The sequence below is a fragment of the Streptomyces sp. NPDC020780 genome, from assembly GCF_044334475.1.
In the GTDB taxonomy this organism is placed as follows: domain Bacteria; phylum Actinomycetota; class Actinomycetes; order Streptomycetales; family Streptomycetaceae; genus Streptomyces.
The window spans coordinates 121,095-143,443 of sequence record NZ_JBIRTB010000004.1 but is presented as its reverse complement, the minus strand read 5'-3'; the positions used below and the strand labels follow the sequence as shown (position 1 = coordinate 143,443).

The following is a 22,349-nucleotide window of genomic DNA, read 5'->3' as shown; positions in this document are numbered from 1 at the left end:
GACAGGATTCCCCCCTCGGGCGGTCCGTCGGCATGCCCGTCCCGGCTCATTGGCGGCGCGCGGGTGCCGCATGGCTCATCTCCCCTCACGCCGACCCCGGCATCGACGAGCTGTGCACTCGCATGGTCGGTTCCGCCCGGCTTTTGTTCACCGTCCCCTGAATCTCTCCCCAAAGGTGTGGACCGGCATGCAGGAAAACCGTGTACCTCCGCCGAACACGGCGCCTGAAGACCTTCTCGAACTGACCGCGGCTCAGCAAGGCGTCTGGTACGGGCAGCTCGTCGACCCGCACAGCCCGAAATACAACATCGGAGAATGTTTCGAAATCCATGGTGACCTCGACGAGGAAAGCTTCACCGTGGCGCTCGGCCGGGCCGTGGCCCTGTGCGACAGCCTCCACCTCGAGTTCGTCCCCCAGGGCGAAACAGTGCGTCAGCGCGTCGTCCGCCACCCCACGGCCGACAGCGACCGGCTCCACGTGGTCGATCTGACGAGCTCCGACGACCCCGCCGCCGCAGCCGAGCGCTACATGGCCGGTGACATGGCCGGCGTCGACCGGCTCGATGCCCCACGCCACCACTTCGCGTTGCTGCGTCTCGGCGCCCGGCGGCACTACTGGTACGTCCGCTTCCACCACATCGCCGTCGACGGCCTCGGCGGCGCCGTCTTCGGCCGCACCGTCGCCGACCTCTACGGGCGTGCCGTCCGCGGCGAGAACCTTGCCACGGCCCAGCTGCCCGCCGCGCCACTGCGAGACCTCGTGGCCGACGAGGTGACCTACCGCGATTCGGACCGGTACGAGGTCGACCGCGCCTACTGGACCCGCAAGTTCGCCGACGTGGCGGGCGCGGGTGCCGGAGGTGGCGAGGCGCATGCGCGTGGCGGTCCGGCTCTCGTCCGACGGCGCACCGCCGCCCCGGCACAGAGCGCCCCGGCGCAGGCCCCACTGACACAGACCGTACCCACCCGGACACCACAACCCCAGGCAGCACCGGCCCGTTCCGCCGGGCCCGGGCCCGCGCCCCACACACCCCCGGTCGCGGATGTCCGGATGCACACCGGCGAGACACTCCCCGTCACCGTCCTCGACGACCTGCGCAGGCTCGCCACCGGCAACCGCACGAGATGGACCGCCGTCCTCGTGAGCGCGGTCGCCGCCTACGTCGGCCGCGTCACCGGCGCGCAGGACGTCACCGTGGGCCTCGCCTCCAACGGCCGGCACGGCCGGCTGCGGCACGTCGTCGGAATGACCTCGAACATCCTGCCGCTCCGCCTGACAGTCACCGCCGACATGACAGTCGGCGCCCTGGTGCGCACCGTCGCCGCGGAGATGGCCGGCGCCCTGCGCCACCGCCGCTTCTCCCGCGAACAACTCGCCCGTGAGCTGAACATGACGGACGGCACCGCGCGCCTGACCGACGTCGTCGTCAACATCATGGGCTACGACTACGACCTCGACTTCGCAGGCAGTCCGGCACCCTCCCGCGTGCTGTCCGTCGGACCGGTCGACGACGTGTCCCTCTTCGTCTCCGAACGGGCGGAGGGCGAAGCGCCGTTGATCGGTTTCGACGCCAACCCGGAACTGTACGACCCCGAGGACGTGCGGCTGCTCCAGCGGGCGCTCGTCTCCTACCTGACGGCTCTGGCCCACGCGGATGCCGATACACCCCTTCGCGACGTGCCGTTCCTCGACGGCATCGCCGCCGCGACGCTGCTCGCCCAGGGGCGGGGTGCCGAACTGCCGCGCGCCAGGACGGCCTCGAGCCTGCCGGAGGCCTTCGGCGCACAGGTCCGTCTGACGCCCGGCGCCCCGGCCGTGGTGGACGGTGCCGTCGCCCTCTCGTACCGGCAGCTGGCGCAGGCGGCGGACGGCCTCTCCGGCGCCCTGGCCGGCTGGGGCATCGGTGACGAGGACGGAGTCGGTGTCCTCGTGGGACGGTCGGCGGCCCTGGTGTCCGCCACGCTCGGCACGGTCGGTGCGGGGGCCGCGTACGTGCCCCTGGACGCGGCCTGGCCCGCCGAGCGGCTTCGCCGCGTCACCGAGGTCGCCCACGTCCGCGCTCTGGTGGTCGACGGGACCACCGCCACCCGGCCCTGGGTCGAGGAGGCGGCCGCCACCCTGCCGGTGATCGTCGTCGACGCTCTCGGCCGCGTCGTGCGCGGCGCCCCGCCGCGGCCGGGACCGCTGCCCGGAGTCTCCCGCGCCGACCGGCTCGCCTACGTGATGTTCACCTCCGGCTCGACCGGCCTGCCCAAGGGCGTCGGCGTCACCCACGCCGACGTCCTGGCACTGGCCGCCGACACCGCGTGGACGGACGGTGCGTGCGAGGCGGTGCTGCTGCACTCCGCGTACGTGTTCGACGCCTCCACGTTCGAGATATGGGTGCCGCTCCTGAACGGCGGGTCCGTCGTCGTCGCGCCTGCCGGGGTCCTGGAGGCGCCGGCTCTCGAAGACCTGGTGCGCCGCCACGAAGTGACCGCACTGTTCATGACGACGGCTCTCTTCAACGTGGTGGCCGAGGCCGATCCCATGGCCTTCCGCGGGCTGCGCCTCGTCGCCACAGGCGGCGAGGCCGCCACCCCGGACCTGATGCAGCGGGTGACTGCGGCCGTACCCGGCACGCGCGTCCTGCACGTCTACGGGCCCACGGAGACCACCACGTTCGCCACCCGCCACCAGGTCGCCACCGGCACGCCGGGCGTCCCGCCCATCGGCCGGGCCCTCGACGGGATGCGCCTGTACGTGCTCGACGACACCCTGGCGACGGTGCCGCCCGGTGTCGTGGGGGAGCTGTACGTGAGCGGCCACGGCGTCGCCCGCGGATACCAGGGGCGCGCGGCGCTGACCTCCACCCGGTTCGTCGCCGACCCGTACGACGCGCACGGTGGCCGCATGTACCGCACCGGAGACCTCGTGCGCTGGACCGCGCGCGGCGACATCGAGTACGTCGGACGCGTGGACGGGCAGGTCAAGCTCCGGGGGTACCGCATCGAGCCGGGCGAGATCGAGAACACCCTGCTCGCCGACCCGGCCGTGCGGGCCGCCTGCGTCCTGGTCCGGGAGGACGTACCCGGCGACCGGCGGCTCGTGGCCTATGTCGTGGGAGCACCGGGCACCCGGCCGGACGATGCCGCCCTGGCCCGCAGAGCAGGACGCGCGCTGCCCGCGTACATGGTGCCTTCCGCGTTCGTCAGCCTCGATGCGCTGCCCCTGAACGCCAACGGCAAGGTCGACCGCCGGGCCCTGCCCGCCCCCCACGCCACCGCCACCGCGGGCCGCGCCCCGCGCACCGCCTACGAGGAGGTGCTGGCCGGCCTGTTCGCGGACGTCCTGGGTGTGCCAGCCGTCGGCACCGACGACAACTTCTTCGCCCTCGGCGGCCACTCCCTGCTCGCCACCCGCCTCACCGGCCGGGTGCGTGCCGCCCTGGACGCCGAAATCGATCTGCGTACCCTCTTCGAGCACCCCACGGTCGCCTCACTGGCGGCCGTCCTCGACGCCGGCGGGACGGCCCGGCCGCCCCTCACCCCGCAGCCACGACCGGACGTGGTGCCGTTGTCCTTCGCGCAGCAGCGCCTCTGGTTCCTCAACCGCGTCGAGGGCCCCGACGACACCTACACCGTCCCCCTCGTCCTCGAACTCGAAGGCCCCCTCGACACGGAAGCGCTGCGCGGCGCCCTGGCCGACGTGGTCGCCCGGCACGAGAGCCTGCGCACCGTCCTCGCCGAGCACGACGGGGTGGCCCGCCAGGACATCCTCGGCGCGTCCGCCGCCGCTGCACTCGTCCCCCTCCCCGTCGAAAAGCCCCCGGCCGGAGAGAGCGCCGACACCTGGGCAGAGGAATCGGTACGCCGCCTGTCCGCGGCGCCCTTCGACCTCTCGCGCGACGTCGGCCTCCGGGCACACCTGCTCCGCCTGGGCCCCGCCCGCCACATCCTGCTCCTCGTCCTGCACCACGTCGTCGCCGACGGCTGGTCCCTCGCCCCGCTGTGCCGTGACCTCGGCGCCGCCTACCGCGCCAGGAGCTCCGGCGCGGACACGCCCGGCTGGCCCGTGCTGCGGGCGCAGTACGCCGACTACACGCTCTGGCAGCGCCGGCTGCTCGGCGACGGCCGCGCCCCGGACAGCCTGGCCGCGCGCCAGCTCGCCTTCTGGCAGGAGGCGCTGCGGGGCGCCCCCGACCTGCTCGACCTGCCGCTCGACCGGCCGCGCCCGGCGGTAGCCCGCCACCGGGGCGCCGCGGTCCCCTTCACCCTGCCCGCACCGGAGCACGCGGCGCTCACCCGGCTGGCCCGTGCCACCGGCTGCACCCCCTTCATGGTGCTGCAGGCGGCCCTCGCCGTGACGCTGCACGCCCACGGTGCCGGCACCGACATCCCGCTGGGCACCGCGGTGGCGGGGCGCACCGACGAGGCCCTCGACGACATGGTCGGGTTCTTCGTCAACACCGTCGTCCTGCGCGCGGACCTGTCGGGCGACCCCACCTTCCGTGAACTGCTGGAGAGGGTGAAGGAGTTCGACATCGCCGCCTTCAGCCACGGCGACCTCCCCTTCGAGCGGCTCGTGGAGGCGGTGAACCCGGAGCGCTCCGGAGACCACCACCCGCTCTTCCAGACCATGCTGGTCCTCCAGAACCAGGAGAGGGCAAGGCTCGATCTCCCCGGCCTCAGCGTCCACGACCGGTCCCGGCCCACCGGGGCCAGCAAGTTCGACCTGACGTTCTCGCTCACCGAGGTCGCCGGCCCCTCCGAAGAACCCGCCCCGGCCGGGGGCACGTCGGCAGACGCCCGCACCGCCCCGCGCGGCATCGGTGGCCACCTCGAATACGCCACCGACCTTTTCGACGCCGCCACCGCCCACGCACTGTCCGCCCGCTTCGCCCGCGTCCTCACCCAGGCCGTCACCGACCCCGGCCGCCGGGTCGGTGACCTCGACCCCCTCGCGCCGGACGAGCGGAACCGCCTCCTCGGCCTCGGACGGGGGCCGGAGCCCGCACCGCCCACCCGTACCGCCCCCGAAGCGGTCCGGGAGTGGGCCGTGCGCACGCCCCACGCCGTCGCCGTGCGCGACGAGCACACGAGCCTCACCTACGCCGAACTCGACGCCCGCGCCGACACCCTGGCCCACGTCCTGCGCGGGCGGGGCGCAGGCCGCGAGGACCGGGTGGCGCTCGCCGTCCCGCCGTCCGTGGACACCGTCGTCGCCATGCTGGCCGTACTGCGCGCGGGCGCCGCCTACCTCCCGGTCGACCCGCAGTACCCGCCCGCGCGCATCCGGTACATGCTCGAGGACGCACGCCCCGTCCTGCTGCTCACCACCACGGACGTCCACGCGGTCCTTCCCGCCTGCGACGTACCCTGGCTAGCCCTCGACACCCCGGCCGCCCGCCCCACCGGACCCACCGGGCCCACCGGGCCCTTCCCGCACACCCCCCACCCCGCCGACCCCGCCTACGTCATCCACACCTCCGGCTCCACCGGCCGCCCCAAGGGCGTGGTCGTGCCGCACTCCGCGCTCGCCAACCACATGGCCTGGATGGCGCGGCACCTCGCCGTCACGCCGGACGACCGGGTCCTCGCCCGCACCTCCACCAGCTTCGACGCCTCCGTGTGGGAGCTGTGGCTCCCGCTGACGAACGGCGCGGAAGTCTGTCTCCTCCCCGCCGACGCCAACCGGGAACCCGGCACCCTCGTCTCCTGGATGAGCCGATTCCGCGTCACCGTCGCGCAGTTCGTGCCCTCGCACCTGGCCCTCGTCCTCACCGAGGCGGCACACGCCGCACCGCTCCCCGGACTGCGCGCCGTCCTGTGCGGCGGCGAACCGCTGCCGCGCGCCCTCGCCGACGACGTCGCCGAGCTGTGGCGGACCGAGGTGCACAACCTCTACGGGCCGACGGAGGCGACCATCGACGCGACCGCCCACCGCGCCCACGGACCGCAGACCGACGGGCAGGCGGACGTTCGCACACCCTCCGACACCGTGCCGATCGGCCTCCCCGTCGACACCATGCGCGCCTACGTCCTCGACGGCCGGCTGCGGCCCGTACCACCCGGCGTCACCGGGGAGCTGTACCTGTCGGGTCCCAACCTCGCCCGTGGGTACCTGGACCGGCCGTCCCTGACCGCTGCCCGGTTCGTGGCCGACCCGTTCGACGCCGCCGGCGCCCGCATGTACCGGACGGGCGACCTCGTCCGGTGGAACCGGCACGGACTGCTCGACTACGTCGCCCGTGCCGACGACCAGGTCAAACTGCGCGGCTTCCGCATCGAGCTGGGAGAGGTCGAGGCCGCGCTCCTCGCGATACCCGGAGTCACCGCCGCCTGCGCCGTGATCCGCGAGGACCCGCACGGCCGGCGCGTACTCGCCGCCTACGCCGTGACGGCGGACCCCGCACCGCGCCCCGGCGCCCTGCGCGACGGCCTCGCCGAGACCCTGCCGCACTACATGGTGCCCGGCGCCGTCGTCGTCCTGGACAGCCTCCCGCTCCTGCCCAACGGCAAGGTGGACCGGCGCGCCCTGCCCGAACCCGCGGCCGGGGGCGTCACGTCCGGCGGGCCGGGCGGCGGCACCCCGCGGGAGGACCTGCTCGCCGGCATCTTCGCCGACGTCCTGGGACGGTCCCGCGTCGGACCGCACGACAGTTTCTTCGCTCTCGGGGGGCACTCGCTCCTGGCCATGCGCGTCGTCAGCCGCGTCCGTGCCGTCCTGGGCGCCGAGATCGCCGTACGCACCCTCTTCGAGAACCCGACCGTCGCCGGCCTGGCCCGTGCCCTCGGCACACCGGGCCCGACCCGCCCACCGGTGGTGCCCGTCGCGCAACGGCCGGACCCGCTGCCGCTGTCCCCCGCGCAACAGCGCCTGTGGTTCCTGAACCGGCTCGAAGGTCCCAGCTCCACCTACAACATCCCGCTCGTCCTCGAACTCGACGGCGACCTCGACACGGACGCCCTGCGCGCGGCGGTGCGCGACGTCGTGCAGCGCCACGAGGCGCTGCGCACCGTCTTTCCCGAACGGAACGGCGTCCCGCACCAGGTGGTGATTCCGGCCGACTCCGCCGCACCCTCCCTACCCCTGGTGCCCTCGGCACCCGCCGCACTCGAGGACGCCGTCCTGGCCGCCGTACGCGAGCCGTTCGACGTCGTCGCCGATCCGCCGCTGCGCGCCCTGCTCCTGCGCGCCGCACCCGGTCACCACGTCCTGGTGCTCGTCCTGCACCACATCGCGGCCGACGGCTGGTCGCTCGCCCCGCTCGCCCGCCACCTCGGTGACGCCTACCGGGCCCGGCTGGCGGGCCGGAAGGCCGAGCAGCCGGCCGGAACCCTTCTCCAGTACGCCGACTACACCCTCTGGCAGCACGCGGTCCTGGGGGACGGCACCGAGCCGCACAGCGTCCTGCGCCGGCAACTCGACCACTGGCACACCGCCCTGGCAGGCATGCCGGGTCTGATCGACCTGCCGCTGGACCGGCCCCGCCCGGTCACGGCCGACCCGAGGGGAGCCGTTCACACCTTCGAGGTCCCCTCCCGCCTGCACACCCGCCTTCTGCGCCTCGCCGCGGAGTCCGGCAGCAGCCTGTTCATGGTGCTCCAGGCAGCGGTGGCCACCCTGTTGCACCGGCACGGCGCGGGTGACGACATCCCGCTCGGCTCGCCCGTCGCCGGCCGCCCGGACGAGGCGCTGGAGGACATGGTCGGCTTCTTCGTCAACACGCTGGTCCTGCGCACGGACCTGTCCGGCAACCCGACCTTCAAGGAACTCCTCGTACGAGTACGGGAGTTCGACCTGGCCGCGTACGCCCATCAGGACGTTCCCTTCGAGCGTCTCGTCGAGAGCACCAACCCCGTCAGGGCGCGCAACCACCACCCGCTGTTCCAGACCATGCTGGTCCTGCAGAACCAGGACGCGGTCCACGCGGAGCTGCCGGGACTCACGGTCCAGGACCGGCTCGTGCACAACGGCCTGAGCAAGTTCGACCTCACCTTCGCCTTCACCGAGGAGCGGGCCGGGCTCACCGAAGAACCGGCCGCACCCACCGAGGAGCGGGCCGGACGCGGCCTCACCGCCGGGATCGAGTACGCCACCGCCCTCTTCGACCGGACCACCGTCGAAACCCTCGCCACCCGCCTGGTCCGTCTCCTGGAGCAGGTGACCGCCGACCCCGGCCTGCCCCTGACGGGCTACGCCCTGATGACCCCGGAGGAACAGGCCCACCTCGCACACCGGGGCACCGGACGCCCACTGCCCGCGAGCACCGGGGACGCCACCCTCCCCGTGCTCTTCGCGGCCCAGGCGCGCCGCACACCCGCGGCCGTGGCCGTCACCGACGGCGAGGCCACCCTCACGTACGCCGAACTGGACAGCGTCTCCGCCGAGATCGCACGCGCCCTGGCGGGCCTGGGCGCCGGCGTCGAGGCGGGAGTCGGCGTCCTGCTCACCCGGTCGCCCGCGGTGGTGTCCGTCTCGCTCGGCGCCGTCCGCGCGGCCGCCGCCTACGTCCCGCTGAACGCGAGCTGGCCCGGGGAACGACTCGACCAGGTCGCCGCGGTGGCGGCCGTACAGGTCCTGGTCGTCGACGAGGACGCCCTCGCCACCGTCTGGGTCGCCGAGGCGGCCCGCCGGCTCCCGGTCGTGGTCGTGGACCGGCTCGGCCGGATCCTGCGGGGCGCTCCCGAGCAACTGGCCCACCCACCCGCCGTGCCCGGCCCCGGCGCGCTCGCCTACGTCATGTTCACCTCCGGCTCGACCGGCGCACCCAAGGGTGTCGGCGTCACCCACGCCGACGTGGTGGCGCTCACGGCCGACTCCGCCTGGGACGGCGGCGCAGCCGACGCGGTCCTGATGCACTCCGCGTACGTCTTCGACGCCTCCACCTTCGAGATCTGGGTTCCGCTCCTGCGCGGCGGCCGGATCGTCGTGGCCCCCGACGGCGTCCTGGAGGCCGGCGTCCTCGGCGACGCCGTCCACGAACAGCATCTGACCGCCGTCTTCCTGACGACCGCTCTGTTCAACGTGATCGCCGAGACCGACCCGGGCGCCTTCGCCGGACTGCGACTGGTCTGCGCCGGCGGGGAACCCGTTTCCCCGGACACGATGCAACGGGTCGCCGGCACCGCGCCCGGCGTGCGCGTCCTGCACGTGTACGGACCCACGGAGACCACCACCTTCGCCACCCGCCACGACGTGACGGCCGGCCTGCCGCCCGGTCCGCCGCCCATCGGCCGCCCCCTGGACGGCATGCGCGCCCACGTCCTCGACGGCTCACTGAGCCCGGTACCGCCGGGGGTCGTCGGAGAGCTGTACCTCGCCGGACACGGCGTGGCCCGCGGCTACACGGGCCTTCCGGGGCTTACCGCCACCCGCTTCGTGGCCGACCCCTTCGATCCCGCGGGCGGGCGCATGTACCGCACCGGCGACCTCGTCCGCTGGACCCGCGACGGCCGGATCGCTTACGTCGGCCGCGCCGACGCGCAGGTGAAACTGCGCGGCTACCGCATCGAACCCGGCGAGATCGAAGGGGTGCTCGCCTGCTGCGACGGCGTCGCCGACTCCTTCGTCGTCGTCCGCGAGGATCCGCCCGGCGACCGACGGCTGGTCGCCTACGTGGTGCCCGCCGACGGCGCGCGCCCCGACACCGCCGACCTCGCCCGCGCCGTCGGCCGGTCCCTGCCCGCCTACATGGTGCCCTCCGCCTTCGTCCTGCTCGGAGCGCTGCCCCTCACCGTCAACGGCAAGGTCGACCGGCGCGCGCTGCCCGCGCCCGGGCAGCACGCCCCGGCCGGGCGCAGCGCCCGCGGTGCCCGCGAGGAGATCCTGTGCGGACTCTTCGCCGACGTGCTCGGCCGCGACACGGTCGGTGCGGAGGACGACTTCTTCGCACTGGGCGGCCACTCCCTGCTCGCCACCCGCCTCGCCGCGCGCATGCGCCGCGCACTCGGCGTGGAGATCCCGGTCAAGGCCCTCTTCGAACACCCCACCCCGGCGGCGCTCGCCGCCGCGCTGAACGGAGCGGAAGCGGCCCGGAGCCCCCTGGAGCGGGCCCCGGCCCGCCCTGACCCGATGCCGCTGTCCTACGCCCAGCAGCGGCTGTGGTTCCTCAACCGCTTCGAGGGCCCCAGCGCCACGTACAACGTGCCGCTCGTGCTGCGCCTGCGCGGCCCACTCGACGCGGACGCCCTGGAAAGCGCCCTCGCGGACGTCGTCGAACGCCATGAGAGCCTGCGCACCGTCTTCCCCGAAACCGACGGCGTCGCGCGTCAGGCCGTCCTCGACGCCGCGGGCGCCGACCTCGACCTGACGCCCCGCGACGTGCACCCCGCCCACCTCGAAGAGATCCTGCGCGCCGAGGTGGCGCACGCCTTCGACGTGCGTACGGACCTCCCCGTACGCGCCCGGCTCATGCGGCTGGACACCGAGGACCACGTCCTCGTGCTGCTCGTCCACCACATCGCGGGCGACGGCTGGTCCCTCGCCCCGCTCGCCCGCGACCTGGGACAGGCCTACCGGGCGCGCGTCGAAGGCGTGGAGCCCTCCTGGACGGAACTCGCCGTCCAGTACGCCGACTACACCCTGTGGCAGCGCGCGCTGCTCGGCGACGCGGACGACCCGGACAGCCGGGCCGCACGTCAGCTGGAGTACTGGCGCACCGCGCTCACCGGAGCCCCCGGCCTGCTCGATCTGCCCTACGACCGGCCACGCCCCACCGTCACGGCGTACCGCGGCGACGCGTTCGCCTTTCCCGTCGGCGCGGACACCCACCGGGCCCTGGCGGAACTCGCCCGTGCCCGGGGGTGCAGCCTCTTCATGGTGCTCCAGGCGGCCCTGGCGGTGCTCCTGGCCCGGCACGGCGCCGGGGACGACATCCCGCTCGGCACCGCCGTCGCCGGACGCACCGACGAAGCCCTCGACGACCTGGTGGGCTTCTTCGTCAACACCCTCGTCCTGCGCACCGACCTGAGCGGTGACCCCACCTTCGCCCAGGTGCTCGACCGCGTCCGGGAGTTCGACCTGGCGGCCTACGCCCACCAGGACGTACCGTTCGAGCGGCTCGTGGACTCCCTGAGCCCGGCGCGGGCCCAGAACCACCACCCGCTGTTCCAGACCATGCTCGTCCTGCAGAACCAGGCGGACGCCGAGGTCGACCTGGCCGGGCTCACGGTCACGGAACAGCCCGTGCGCACCGGCATCAGCAAGTTCGACCTGACCTTCACCTTCACCGAGACGCGTGACGCGTCCGGCCGTCCCGCCGGCCTCGACGGCAGCCTGGAGTTCTCCACCGAACTCTTCGCCCGTACCACCGCCCACGCTCTCGCCACCCGGCTGACCCGCCTGCTCGCCGTCCTCGCCGCCGACCCCGGCCGGCGGGTCCGCACCACCGACGTCCTGGACCCGGCCGAGCGGCGGAGCCTCCACCACGCCGCCTGCGCCCCGACCCGGCGGGTGAACGCCCGCACAGCGCCCGAGGCGTTCCGCGCCCAGTGCGCGCGGACCCCCGCGGCGACCGCCGTGCTCGACGGCGCGCACCGCCTCACCTTCGGTGAACTCGACGCGCTCTCCGACGACCTGGCCCACCACCTGCACGGCCGGGGCATCGGCCGCGGCGACCTCGTCGCCCTCGCCCTGGAAGGCACCGCCGACCAGGTCGTGGCGATGCTGGCCGTCGTCAAGGCCGGGGCCGCGTACCTCCCGGTCGACCTGGGGTACCCCCAGGCGCGTATCGCCGCCATGCTCGACGACGCCCGGCCGGCGCTGCTCCTCGTCCACGGCGCCACACGGGCCGCACGGTACGGCGCGTCCGTACCCTGCCTCGCCCTCGACGACCGGGCCGCCTGGTCCACCGGGCGCGCGGCTCCGCCGGCCACCGCGCCGGACCCGCGCGACACGGCGTACGTCATCTACACCTCGGGCTCCACCGGCCGCCCCAAAGGCGTCCTCGTCACCCACGCCTCCCTGACCAACCACATGGCCTGGATGGCGGACCATCTCGGTCTCACCGCCGGGGACCGGGTCCTGGCCCGCACGTCCCCGAGTTTCGACGCCTCCGTCTGGGAGACCTGGCTGCCCCTCCTGCACGGTGGCGCCACCTGCCCCGTGCCGCCCGCCGTCAACCACGACCCGGTCGCACTGCTGACCCGTATGCGTGAAGCGGGCACGACCCTCGCCCAGTTCGTGCCCTCGCACCTCTCGCTCGTGCTCACCGAGACCACCGGCGAGGCGCCCACGGCCCTGCGGGCCGTCCTGTGCGGCGGCGAACCCCTGCCCCGGAGCCTCGCGGAGCGCGTCCGCTCGGCGTGGTCCGTCGACGTGCACAACCTCTACGGACCCACCGAGACGACCATCGACGCCACCGCCCACCGCTACCGCGGCGGGCGACCCGGCGACCCGGCGGGGGAGGGGACCGTCCCGCTCGGCCGCCCCGTCGACAACACCCGCGCCTACGTCCTGGATCCCGCGCTCCAGCCGGTGCCCCCCGGCGTCACCGGCGAGCTCTACGTCGCGGGCGACGGCCTCGCCCGCGGCTACCTCGGACGCCCGGGCCTGACCGCCTCCCGCTTCGTCGCCGATCCGTACGGGCCCGGGGGCAGCCGCATGTACCGCACGGGCGACCTCGTCCGACGGGACAGCGACGGCCTGCTCACCTACGTCTCCCGGGCCGACGACCAGGTCAAACTCAACGGCTTCCGCATCGAACCCGGTGAGATCGAGGCCGCTCTCACCGCGCTCGACGGGATCACCGCGGCCTGCGTCCTCGTCCGGGAGGACCGCTCCGGGGAGCGGCGTCTGGTCGCGTACACCGTCTCCGACGCACCGCTCTCCGGCGGCGAGCTGCGGGCCCTGCTGGCGCCGGCCCTGCCGCCGTACATGGTGCCGGCCGTCTTCGTCCCCCTCGACGCGCTGCCCCTGCTGCCCAACGGCAAGACCGACAGGCGCGCCCTGCCCGCCCCGGAGCGCCCCGCCGCCACCCGGCCGGGCGGACAGCCGCGTACGCCGCAGGAGGGGATCCTGTGCGACGTCTTCGCCTCCGTCCTGCGCACTCCCGCCGTCCGTACCGACGACGACTTCTTCGCGCTCGGAGGGGACAGCATCCTCTCCATCCAGCTCGTCAGCCGCGTCCGCGAGGCCGGCCTCGCGGTCACCCCACGCGATGTCTTCGTCCACCGCACCCCAGGGGGCATCGCGGCCGCCGCCACCTCCCTGGACCGGAGGACCGCCGCACCGGCCGCGCCTGCCACCGGCGAGATGCCGGCGACGCCCATCGCCGCCTGGTTCCTGGAGCTCCCCGGCGCCACGGACGGGTACAACCAGTCCGGGGTGCTGCGCACACCGGCGGGCGCCGCGGAGGACGACCTCGTCGACATGCTCCAACTCATCGTCGACCACCACGACATGCTCCGCCTGCGCGTCACCCGGCCGGCCGGCGGCGCACCCCTCCTCGAAGCCCTGCCCCGCGGCTCGGTGCCGGTCCGGCGCCGTTTCACCCGGATCGACGTCGAAGGTCTCGACGCCGCCGCCGTCCGCGCCGCCGTCACCGAGGCCGGCGAACAGGCCCGCAGACGGCTGCGGCCCGGACAGGGAGAAGTCGTCGAGGCCGTCTGGTGCGACGCCGGGCCCCGCAGCCCTGGGCGGCTGCTGCTCGTCGTGCACCACCTGGCCGTCGACGCGGTCTCCTGGCGCATCCTCGCCGCCGACGTCGCCGTCGCATGGGAGTCCGTCACAGGCGGAGCAGGGGCAGCGGCGCTGCCCCCCGTCACCACGTCCTACCGGCAATGGGCGCAACTCCTCGCCACCCAGGCGCTGGACACCGCACGCGAGGCCGAACTCGGCTTGTGGCAGCAGGTGGTGAGCACCCCTGACCCGCAACTGGGCTACCGGCCGCTCGACCCCGATCGGGACACCGCCGACCGGACGCGCACCCTGGTCACCCACCTGCCCGCCAGTTGGACGAAAGCCCTGCTCACCACCGCCCCCGCAGCCTTCCACGCCGGGGTGGACGACGTCCTGCTCACGGGGCTCGCCCTTGCCGTCGGCTCCTGGCGCGCGGAACGGGCCGCCGCACCCGGCGGGTCCCGGACGGCCGGCACCGCCGTCCTCCTCGACCTGGAAGGACACGGCCGCGAGCACCTCGCCGACCACCTCGACCTCTCCCGGACCGTCGGATGGTTCACCAGCCTCTACCCGGTCCGGCTCGACCCCGGACCCGTCGACGCCCGCGATCCCGGACGCTTCGACGCCGATCTGGTCGAACGCGCCCTCAAACGCGTCAAGGAACAGCTGCGCACCGTACCCGACCACGGCATCGGCTACGGGATGCTGCGCCGCCTCAACCCGGCCACCGGCCCGCGGCTGGCCACCGCGCACAGCCCCCAGATCGGCTTCAACTACCTCGGCCGGTACACCGCCGCGCACACCGGTGCGGACGGAGGCGAAGGCGCCGACTGGGAGGTCCTGCTCGACGGCGGCGGCCCGCGCGCCCAGGACCCCGACATGCCCGTCCACCACGTCCTCGACATCAACGCCCACACCGAGGACCTGCCGGACGGCCCGCGCCTGGTGACCCGCTGGACCTGGCCCAGCGATCTCCTCAAGGAGGAGGGCGTGGAAGCACTCTCCGGCGCCTTCCTCCGCGCGCTGCGCGCCGTCGCGGAACACGCCGAACGGCCCGACGCGGGCGGCTGGACGCCCTCCGACCTTCCCCTGGTCTCGCTCGACCAGGCCCAGATCGACCGACTGCAGAACAAGTGGGGTGGACGCAAGTGACCGGGTTCCGACTGGAAGACGTACTACCGCTGACGCCGTTGCAGGCAGGCATGCTCTTCCACGCGCTGTACGACTCCCAGGCCGTGGACGTCTACACCGCGCAGTTCGTCTTCGACCTCGAAGGCCCCGTCGACGTCCCCGCCCTGCGCGCCGCCGTCGACGGCCTGCTGCGGCGGCACGCCAACCTGCGGGTCGGCTTCCTCCACGAGGACCTGGACGAGCCCGTGCAGGCGGTCGCCGCCGAAGTCCCGGTGCCCCTGGAGGAACTGGACCTGAGTGCCGCCGACGGCACGCGCACGGCACAGGAACGTCTCACCGCGTTCCTCGCCGCCGACCGCACCCGCCGCTTCGACCTCACCACTCCGCCGCTGATCCGGTTCACCCTGGTGCGCACCGCGGCCGGACGCCACCGGCTCGTCATGACGAGCCATCACATCCTGCTCGACGGATGGTCGATGCCGCTGCTCGTACGCGAACTCTTCGAGCTGTACGCCCACCGGGGCGACGACATCACCCTGCCACGCGTCGCCCCCTACCGCACCTACCTCGCCTGGCTGGCCCAGCAGGACCGTGCCGCCGCCCTGGACACCTGGCGCACCGCCCTGGCCGGAATCGAGGCTCCGACCCTGCTCGCCGGGCGTGCCGGGACGGACGTGCCGGCCTCGGCGTGCCTGCCCGAGACCCTCGTCCTCGACCTGGACGCGACCACCACTCACCGCCTGCGAGAAACCGCCCGCGCCCACCGGCTCACCCTCAACACCCTGGTCCAGGGCGCCTGGGGGCTGCTGCTCGCGCACCTCACCGGGCGCCCCGACGTCGTGTTCGGGACCACCGTCTCCGGCCGGCCGCCGGAGATCCCCGGCATCGAGTCGATGGTCGGCCTCTTCATCAACACCGTGCCGGTACGGCTCCGCCCGGTTCCGGGCGAGACCCTCGCAGCGCTCCTGACCCGCCTCCAGGAGGAACAGGGCCGTCTCCTCGGCAGCCAGCACGTGGGGCTGACCGAGATACGAGGGGTCACGGACCTGGACGAACTCTTCGATACTCTGGCGGTGTTCGAGAACTACCCGATGGACGCCGAGGCCCTGCGCACCGCCGAGCAGGGACTGCCCGGCGGCCTCGCCGTGACCGGAATCAGCGGCACCGACGCGGCCCACTACCCGCTCACGCTGACCATCGCCCCGGGCGACGCACTGCGGATCACCTTCGGTTACCGGGCCGCCGTCCTCGACCGCGACGAGGTGGCCCGCGTCGTCGCCCGCATGCGACGCCTGCTGACCGCGATGGCGGCAGGGCTCGACGGCCGCGTCGACGCCGCTCCCGTCCTCCTGGACGGCGAACGGGAGGCGCTCGTCTCCCGAGGCCGCGGTGCGGAGCTCGCAGGCGGCTCCCAGGAGGAGAGCGTCCCGGACGCCGTCGCGCGGCGTGCCGCCCTGAGCCCGGACGCCGTCGCCGTCTCGGGAGCGGGCGGGCGACTGACCTACACGCGGCTCCACCGCCTGTCGGCCGAGCTGGCCGGCGCTCTGACGGGGCACGGAACAGGCGCGGAGGACGGCGTCGGCGTCCTCATGGGCCGTTCGACGGCCGTGGTCACCGCCTCGCTGGGAGCCCTGCGCGCGGGCGCCGCCTACGTACCGCTCGACCCGCGCTGGCCCGCCGAACGGCTCAGCCGCGTGGCGGAGGTGGCATCCCTGCGCGCACTGATCGTCGACGAGACCACCCGCACGCACCCCTGGGTGCTCCGGCTCGGCCCCGATGTCCGTGTGGTGACCGTCGACGCCGCCGGCCGGGTGCGGCACGGCGCTCCGGCCGTCCCGGGGGCCCTCCCCGCCCTCACGGGCGGCAACCGGCTCGCGTACGTGATGTTCACCTCCGGCTCCACCGGCCTGCCCAAGGGCGTAGGCGTCACGCACGCCGACATCACCGCACTCGCGCTTGACCGGACGTGGGGCGACGGCGCGGCCGACGCGGTCCTGATGCACTCGGCGTACGTCTTCGACGCCTCCACCTTCGAGATGTGGGCGCCCCTGCTGACCGGTGGCCGCGTCGTCGTGGCACCCGAGGGCGCCCTCCAGCCCGCCGTGCTCCGGGACCTCGTCGCCCGGGAGGGCGTGACCGCGGCGTTCCTGACGACAGCCCTGTTCAACGTCATCGCCGAGACCGACCCCGGGGCCCTCGGCCTGCTGCGGCTGGTCGCCTCCGGAGGCGAGACCGCGGCGCCCGGCGTGCTGCAGAGCCTCGCCGCCTCGCACCCCGGTACCACCTTCCTCAACGTGTACGGGCCCACCGAGACCACCACCTTCGCGACACGCCACCACGTCCGCCCCGACGACGCCCCCGCCGGTGTGCCGCCGATCGGAACGCCCCTCGACGGCATGCGCGGCTACGTGCTGGACGCGGCCCTGCGCCCCGTACCGCCCGGCGCCGAGGGCGAACTGTACGTCGCCGGCCCGGGCGTCGCGCGCGGCTACCTGGGCCGCTCCGCCCTGACCGCCACCCGGTTCGTCGCCGACCCGTTCACCGGGGCGGGGGAGCGGATGTACCGCACCGGCGACCTCGTGCGCCGGGGCGCCGACGGCACCCTGCACCACGTCGCCCGGGCCGACCAGCAGATCAAACTCCGCGGCCACCGCATCGAGCCCGCCGAGATCGAGGGGGTCCTGCGCGCCGACGCGTCCGTGCGCGCGGCCTGCGTCCTCGTCCGCGAGGACCTGCCCGGTGACCGCACCCTGACCGCCTACGTCGTTGCGGCCCCCGGGCACACCCCTGACCCGGAACGGCTCGCCGCGCACGTAGGCCGACGGCTGCCCGCCTACATGGTGCCGGCCGTCGTCCAGCCACTCGACGCCCTGCCGCTGACTCCCAACGGCAAGCTCGACCGGGCGGCCCTGCCCGCGCCCGCCGCCCTGCCCGTGGTGGCGGGCAGGCCGCCGCGCAACGCCCATGAGGAGATCCTCGTCGGCCTGTTCGCCGACGTACTGGGCGTGGCCCGCGTCGGCGTGGACGACAGCTTCTTCGCGCTGGGCGGCCACTCCCTGCTAGCGACCCGGCTCGTGGGCCGCATCCGCACCGCCCTCCACACGGAGACGGAGATCCGCACCCTCTTCGAGCACCCCACCGTCGCCACGCTCGCCACCGCCCTGAAAGAGGCGGCCCGCCCCGCCCGCCCCGCCCGCCCCGCCCTCGTGCCGCAGGAACGGCCCGGCGTGCTCCCGCTCTCCTACGCCCAGCAGCGTCTGTGGTTCCTCCATCGCCTCGAAGGCCCCTCCGCCACCTACAACATCCCCTTCGCTCTCCGCATCGACGGGCCGCTCGACGCCGAGGCCCTGCGCCATGCCCTGCGCGACGTCGTCAGCCGGCACGCCGCCCTGCGCACCGTCTTCCCGGAGCGCGACGGCCGCCCGCACCAGCACATCACCGACCCCGGCGACATCCGTCTCCCGTTCACCTTCGAACCCGTCCGGGAGGCAGAGCTCCCCGGCCGGATCGCAGCCGCCGCGACCACACCGATCGACATCGAGCACCGCCTGCCTCTCCGGGCGACGCTGCTGGGCCCGGCCGACGACACCCACGTCCTCGTCCTCGTGATCCACCACATCGCCGCCGACGGCTCCTCCCTCGCGCCCCTCACCCGCGACCTCGGCGCCGCCTACCGCGCCCGCGTCCGCGACGAGGCCCCGGCCTGGACCGACCTCCCCGTCGAATACGCCGACTTCACTCTCTGGCAGCGTCGGCTGCTGGGTGACGAACACGATCCCCGCAGTCTGGTGGCTGCCCAACTTGCTTTCTGGAAAGATGCGTTGGAAGGGCTGCCGGAGGTGACCGACCTGCCCCGGGACCGGCCACGTCCCGCCACACCCCGGCACACCGGCGCCACCCACGACTTCTCCCTCGACCCCGCCACCGTCCGCCGGATCGCGGACCTCGCCCGCGCCGCCGGGTGCAGCGTCTTCATGGTGCTCCAGGCCGCACTCTCCGCGGCGCTCTCCCGGCACGGCGCGGGCGACGACATCCCGCTGGGTACGGCCGTCGCCGGACGCAGCGACGAGGCCGCCGCCGACCTCGTCGGCTTCTTCGTCAACACACTCGTGCTGCGCACGGACCTGACGGGCGACCCCACCTTCCTCGAACTTCTCGGACGGGTGAAGGAGTTCGACCTCTCCGCGTACGCGCATCAGGACATTCCCTTCGAGCGCCTGGTGGAGCTGCTCAACCCGAGGCGTTCGCGCAACCACCACCCCCTCTTCCAGACCATGCTCATCCTCCAGAACCACACCCCCGCGGCCCCGCTCGACCTCCCCGGCCTCACCACGGGCGGCATACCGGTCGACCCCGGCGTGAGCAAGTTCGACCTGTCCTTCACCTTCACCGAGACGTACGACGAGAGCGGCGCACCCCGTGGCATGCGGGGGGCCGTCGACTACGCGACGGAACTCTTCGACACGGCCACGGTCCGCGGCCTCGCCGACCGGCTCGTCCTGCTGCTCGACGCCGTCACCACCGACCCGGAACGCCGGCTGAGCGCGTACGACGTCCTCACCGCTGCCGAGCGCTCCCGCCTCGCCGCCTGGGGGAGCGGCCCCGCCGACGAGGTGCCCGGGTCGCCCGTCCCCGCGCTCTTCGAGCAGTGGGCCCGGCGCGCCCCGCACGCCCCGGCCGTCCGGGATGCCGGCACCACCCTCACCTACGGCGAGCTCAACGCCCGCGCCGACGCCCTCGCCCGTCACCTCGCCGCCCGGGGCATCGGCCCCGAGGACCGGGTGGCCGTCGCCCTGCCCCGCACCAACGACCTGGTCGTCGCGCTCCTCGGCGTCCTCAAGGCCGGGGCGGCGTACGTGCCGCTCGACCCCGACTATCCCGCGCGGCGCCTGTCCTACATGCTCGAGGACTCCCGGCCCCGCCTGCTCCTGACCACCCCCACGGTCCGCCGCCGGCTCCCGGAGTGCGACGTGCCGTGCGTGGACACCGACTACCTCGCCGACGAGGGCGGCACATCGGCGTTCGCGCACCCTGCCACCCCCACAGGTCCGGCGCGGACCCTCCTACCCGAGCACCCGGCGTACGTGATCTACACGTCCGGCTCCACCGGCCGGCCCAAAGGGGTCGTGGTCACCCACCGGGGTGTCGGCGCCATGGCCAGGACCCAGAGCGAGCGGCTGCGCGTCGCTCCGGGGAGCCGCATCCTGCACATGGCGTCCGTCAGCTTCGACGCGGCGTTCTGGGAACTGTGCATGGGCCTGCTCAGCGGGGCCTGTCTGGAGATCGCCGAACGTGACGCCCTGCTGCCCGGGCCCACCCTCGCCGAGCTGGTCCGCGAGCGGGGTGTCACCCACCTCACCCTGCCGCCCGCCGCCCTCGCGGTCATGCCGCCGGGCTCCCTGCCCGCCGGGACCACGCTGGTCCTCGCAGGCGAGGCGTGCCCTCCCGCCCTGGTGCACCACTGGGCACGGGACCGGTTCCTCGTCAACGCCTACGGCCCGACGGAGACCACCGTCTGCGCGACCATGAGCGCCTTCCAGCACGCGGACGGACCGTCCGCCCCGGACCGCTCCGTGCCCATCGGCGTCCCCGTCACCGGTACCCGCGTCCACGTCCTGGACGACCGGCTCGCACCGGTGCCGCCCGGCGTGATCGGTGAACTGTATGTCGCCGGTGGGGGAGTGGCCCGCGGATACCACGGCCGTCCCGCCCTCACCGCCTCGCGCTTCGTGGCCGACCCTTCCGACCGGGCGGGAGTCCGCATGTACCGCACCGGTGACCTGGTGCGGTGGACGGCCGACGGGGAGCTCGTCTACGTCTCCCGCGTCGACGACCAGGTCAAACTACGCGGCTTCCGCATCGAACTCGGCGAGATCGAAGCCGCCCTGACCGCCCTGCCCGGCGTCGCCGCAGCCTGCGCCGTCGTCCGTGAGGACCGGCCCGGGGACCGACGGCTGGTCGCCTACACCGTGCCGGCGGACGGCGCGGCCGGCCCGGACGACGCGGAGGTACGCGCGCACCTCGGCGCCACCCTGCCCGACCACATGATCCCCGCCGCACACGTACGGCTCGAGGCGCTGCCCGTCACCCCGAACGGCAAGACCGACCGCCGTGCCCTGCCCGCACCCGACCGGGCCGTACCGGCCGGTGGCCGCGCCCCGGCAGGCGCCCGCGAACGCGCCGTGTGCGAGGCCTTCGCGGAGACCCTCGGCGTTCCGGAAGTAGGCGTCACGGACGACTTCTTCGCCCTGGGCGGCCACTCGCTCCTAGCCGTCACCCTCGCCCGGCGGATCGAGGAGCGGTGCGGCCGGCGCCTGTCTCTGCGCGCCCTGTTCGCGGCACCCACCGTCGAAGCCGTCGCCCGCCTCCTGGAAAGCGAGGCCGGGGGCGAGCACCGGGGGGAACCTGCCGACTCGGACCTCGCTGCCGAGGTCCGGCTCTCGGCCGACATCACCGGCCGGACCGGCGACGCCCCCGCACCCGCCCCCTCCGGCAGGCGCTTCCGCCCGTCCGCCCGGCCCCTGCTGACCGGCGCGTCCGGCTTCCTCGGCGCCTTCCTCCTGCGCGATCTCATCGAGACCACCGGCGGCCCGGTCGACTGCCTCGTACGGGCGAAGGACGAGCACCACGCCGCGCACCGGCTGCGCGCCAACCTGGAGCGCTACCGCCTGTGGAACCCGCGGTACGCGGGCCTGATCCGCCCCGTCCCCGGCGACCTGGCCGCACCGGGTCTCGGCCTGTCCCCCGAGGACCGCACCGCCCTCGTCCGCCGCCTCGGCCCCGTCGTCCACAACGGCGCACGCGTCAACTTCGCCGCCGGATACGGTGAGTTGCGCGCCCCGAACGTAGCCGGTACCGAGGAGCTGCTGCGGCTGCTCGCCGACTCGGCCTCACCCGGGATGCACCACGTCTCGACCACCAGCGTCTACGCCCCGTGTCCCGATCCCGTCCCCGTCACGGAGATGACCCCGACGGGCCCGGTGTCCGCCTTGCCCGACGGATATGCGCAGAGCAAGTGGGCCGCCGAGCAGCTCGTCCTGCAGGCCCGCGGGCGCGGCCTTCCGGTCACCGTCTACCGCCCCGGCCGCATCAGCGGTGACACGACCACCGGCGCCTGCCAGGACCGTGACCTGCTGTGGCAGCTCATCAAGGGGTGTCTGCAGGCCGAGGCGATCCCGGACCTGCCGAACGGCACGACCGACTGGGTGCCCGTGGACTACGTCAGCGCTGCGGTGGTGCGACTGTCGGCGTCCCCTTGCACGGGTACGGAGACCTTTCACCTCACCAACCCGGAGGCACCCGGCCTGGACCGCGTCTTCGACGTGGCGGCCCGCCTGGGCCACCAGGTACGCACCGTCCCCGTACCGGACTGGCAGGCGCGCATCGCGGCCCGGCACGACAACGCGGCCCAGCTGTTCCTCGGCGGCGAGGGACGGCCCCGGCGCGAGGGGCCGGAGCACCCGCGCTTCGACTCCAGCCGGACAGCCGAGGCGGCAGGGGCCCTGGGAGTCCATCTGCCACCGCTGACGGACGATGTCCTGTTCCGCTACCTGACCTACTTCCACGGGACCGGCTTCCTGCCTGCCCCGCGGCCGGCACGGGCCAGGGCCTGACC

General features: G+C 74.2%; 2 protein-coding genes and 2 pseudogenes. All 4 read left to right on the top strand.

Going from position 1 to position 22,349, the window contains the following annotated elements; all coding sequences use genetic code 11:
* Nucleotides 1-187 precede the first annotated feature (187 nt).
* A complete protein-coding gene (locus tag ACH4VO_RS09425) occupies nucleotides 188-14,755 on the top strand; it encodes an amino acid adenylation domain-containing protein (RefSeq protein ID WP_360988632.1) in 14,568 nt (4,855 codons plus the stop codon).
* Nucleotides 14,737-16,095, top strand: a pseudogene (locus ACH4VO_RS09420) (condensation domain-containing protein); the annotation flags it as partial. The gene ACH4VO_RS09425 and the pseudogene ACH4VO_RS09420, both read left to right, overlap by 19 nt.
* Nucleotides 16,084-17,616, top strand: a pseudogene (locus ACH4VO_RS09415) (amino acid adenylation domain-containing protein); the annotation flags it as partial. The pseudogenes ACH4VO_RS09420 and ACH4VO_RS09415, both read left to right, overlap by 12 nt.
* A gap of 51 nt (nucleotides 17,617-17,667) precedes the next feature.
* Complete coding sequence (locus ACH4VO_RS09410) at nucleotides 17,668-22,347, top strand: amino acid adenylation domain-containing protein (RefSeq protein ID WP_398440920.1); 4,680 nt, start codon at nucleotides 17,668-17,670, stop codon at nucleotides 22,345-22,347.
* The last annotated feature ends 2 nt before the right edge of the window (nucleotides 22,348-22,349 follow it).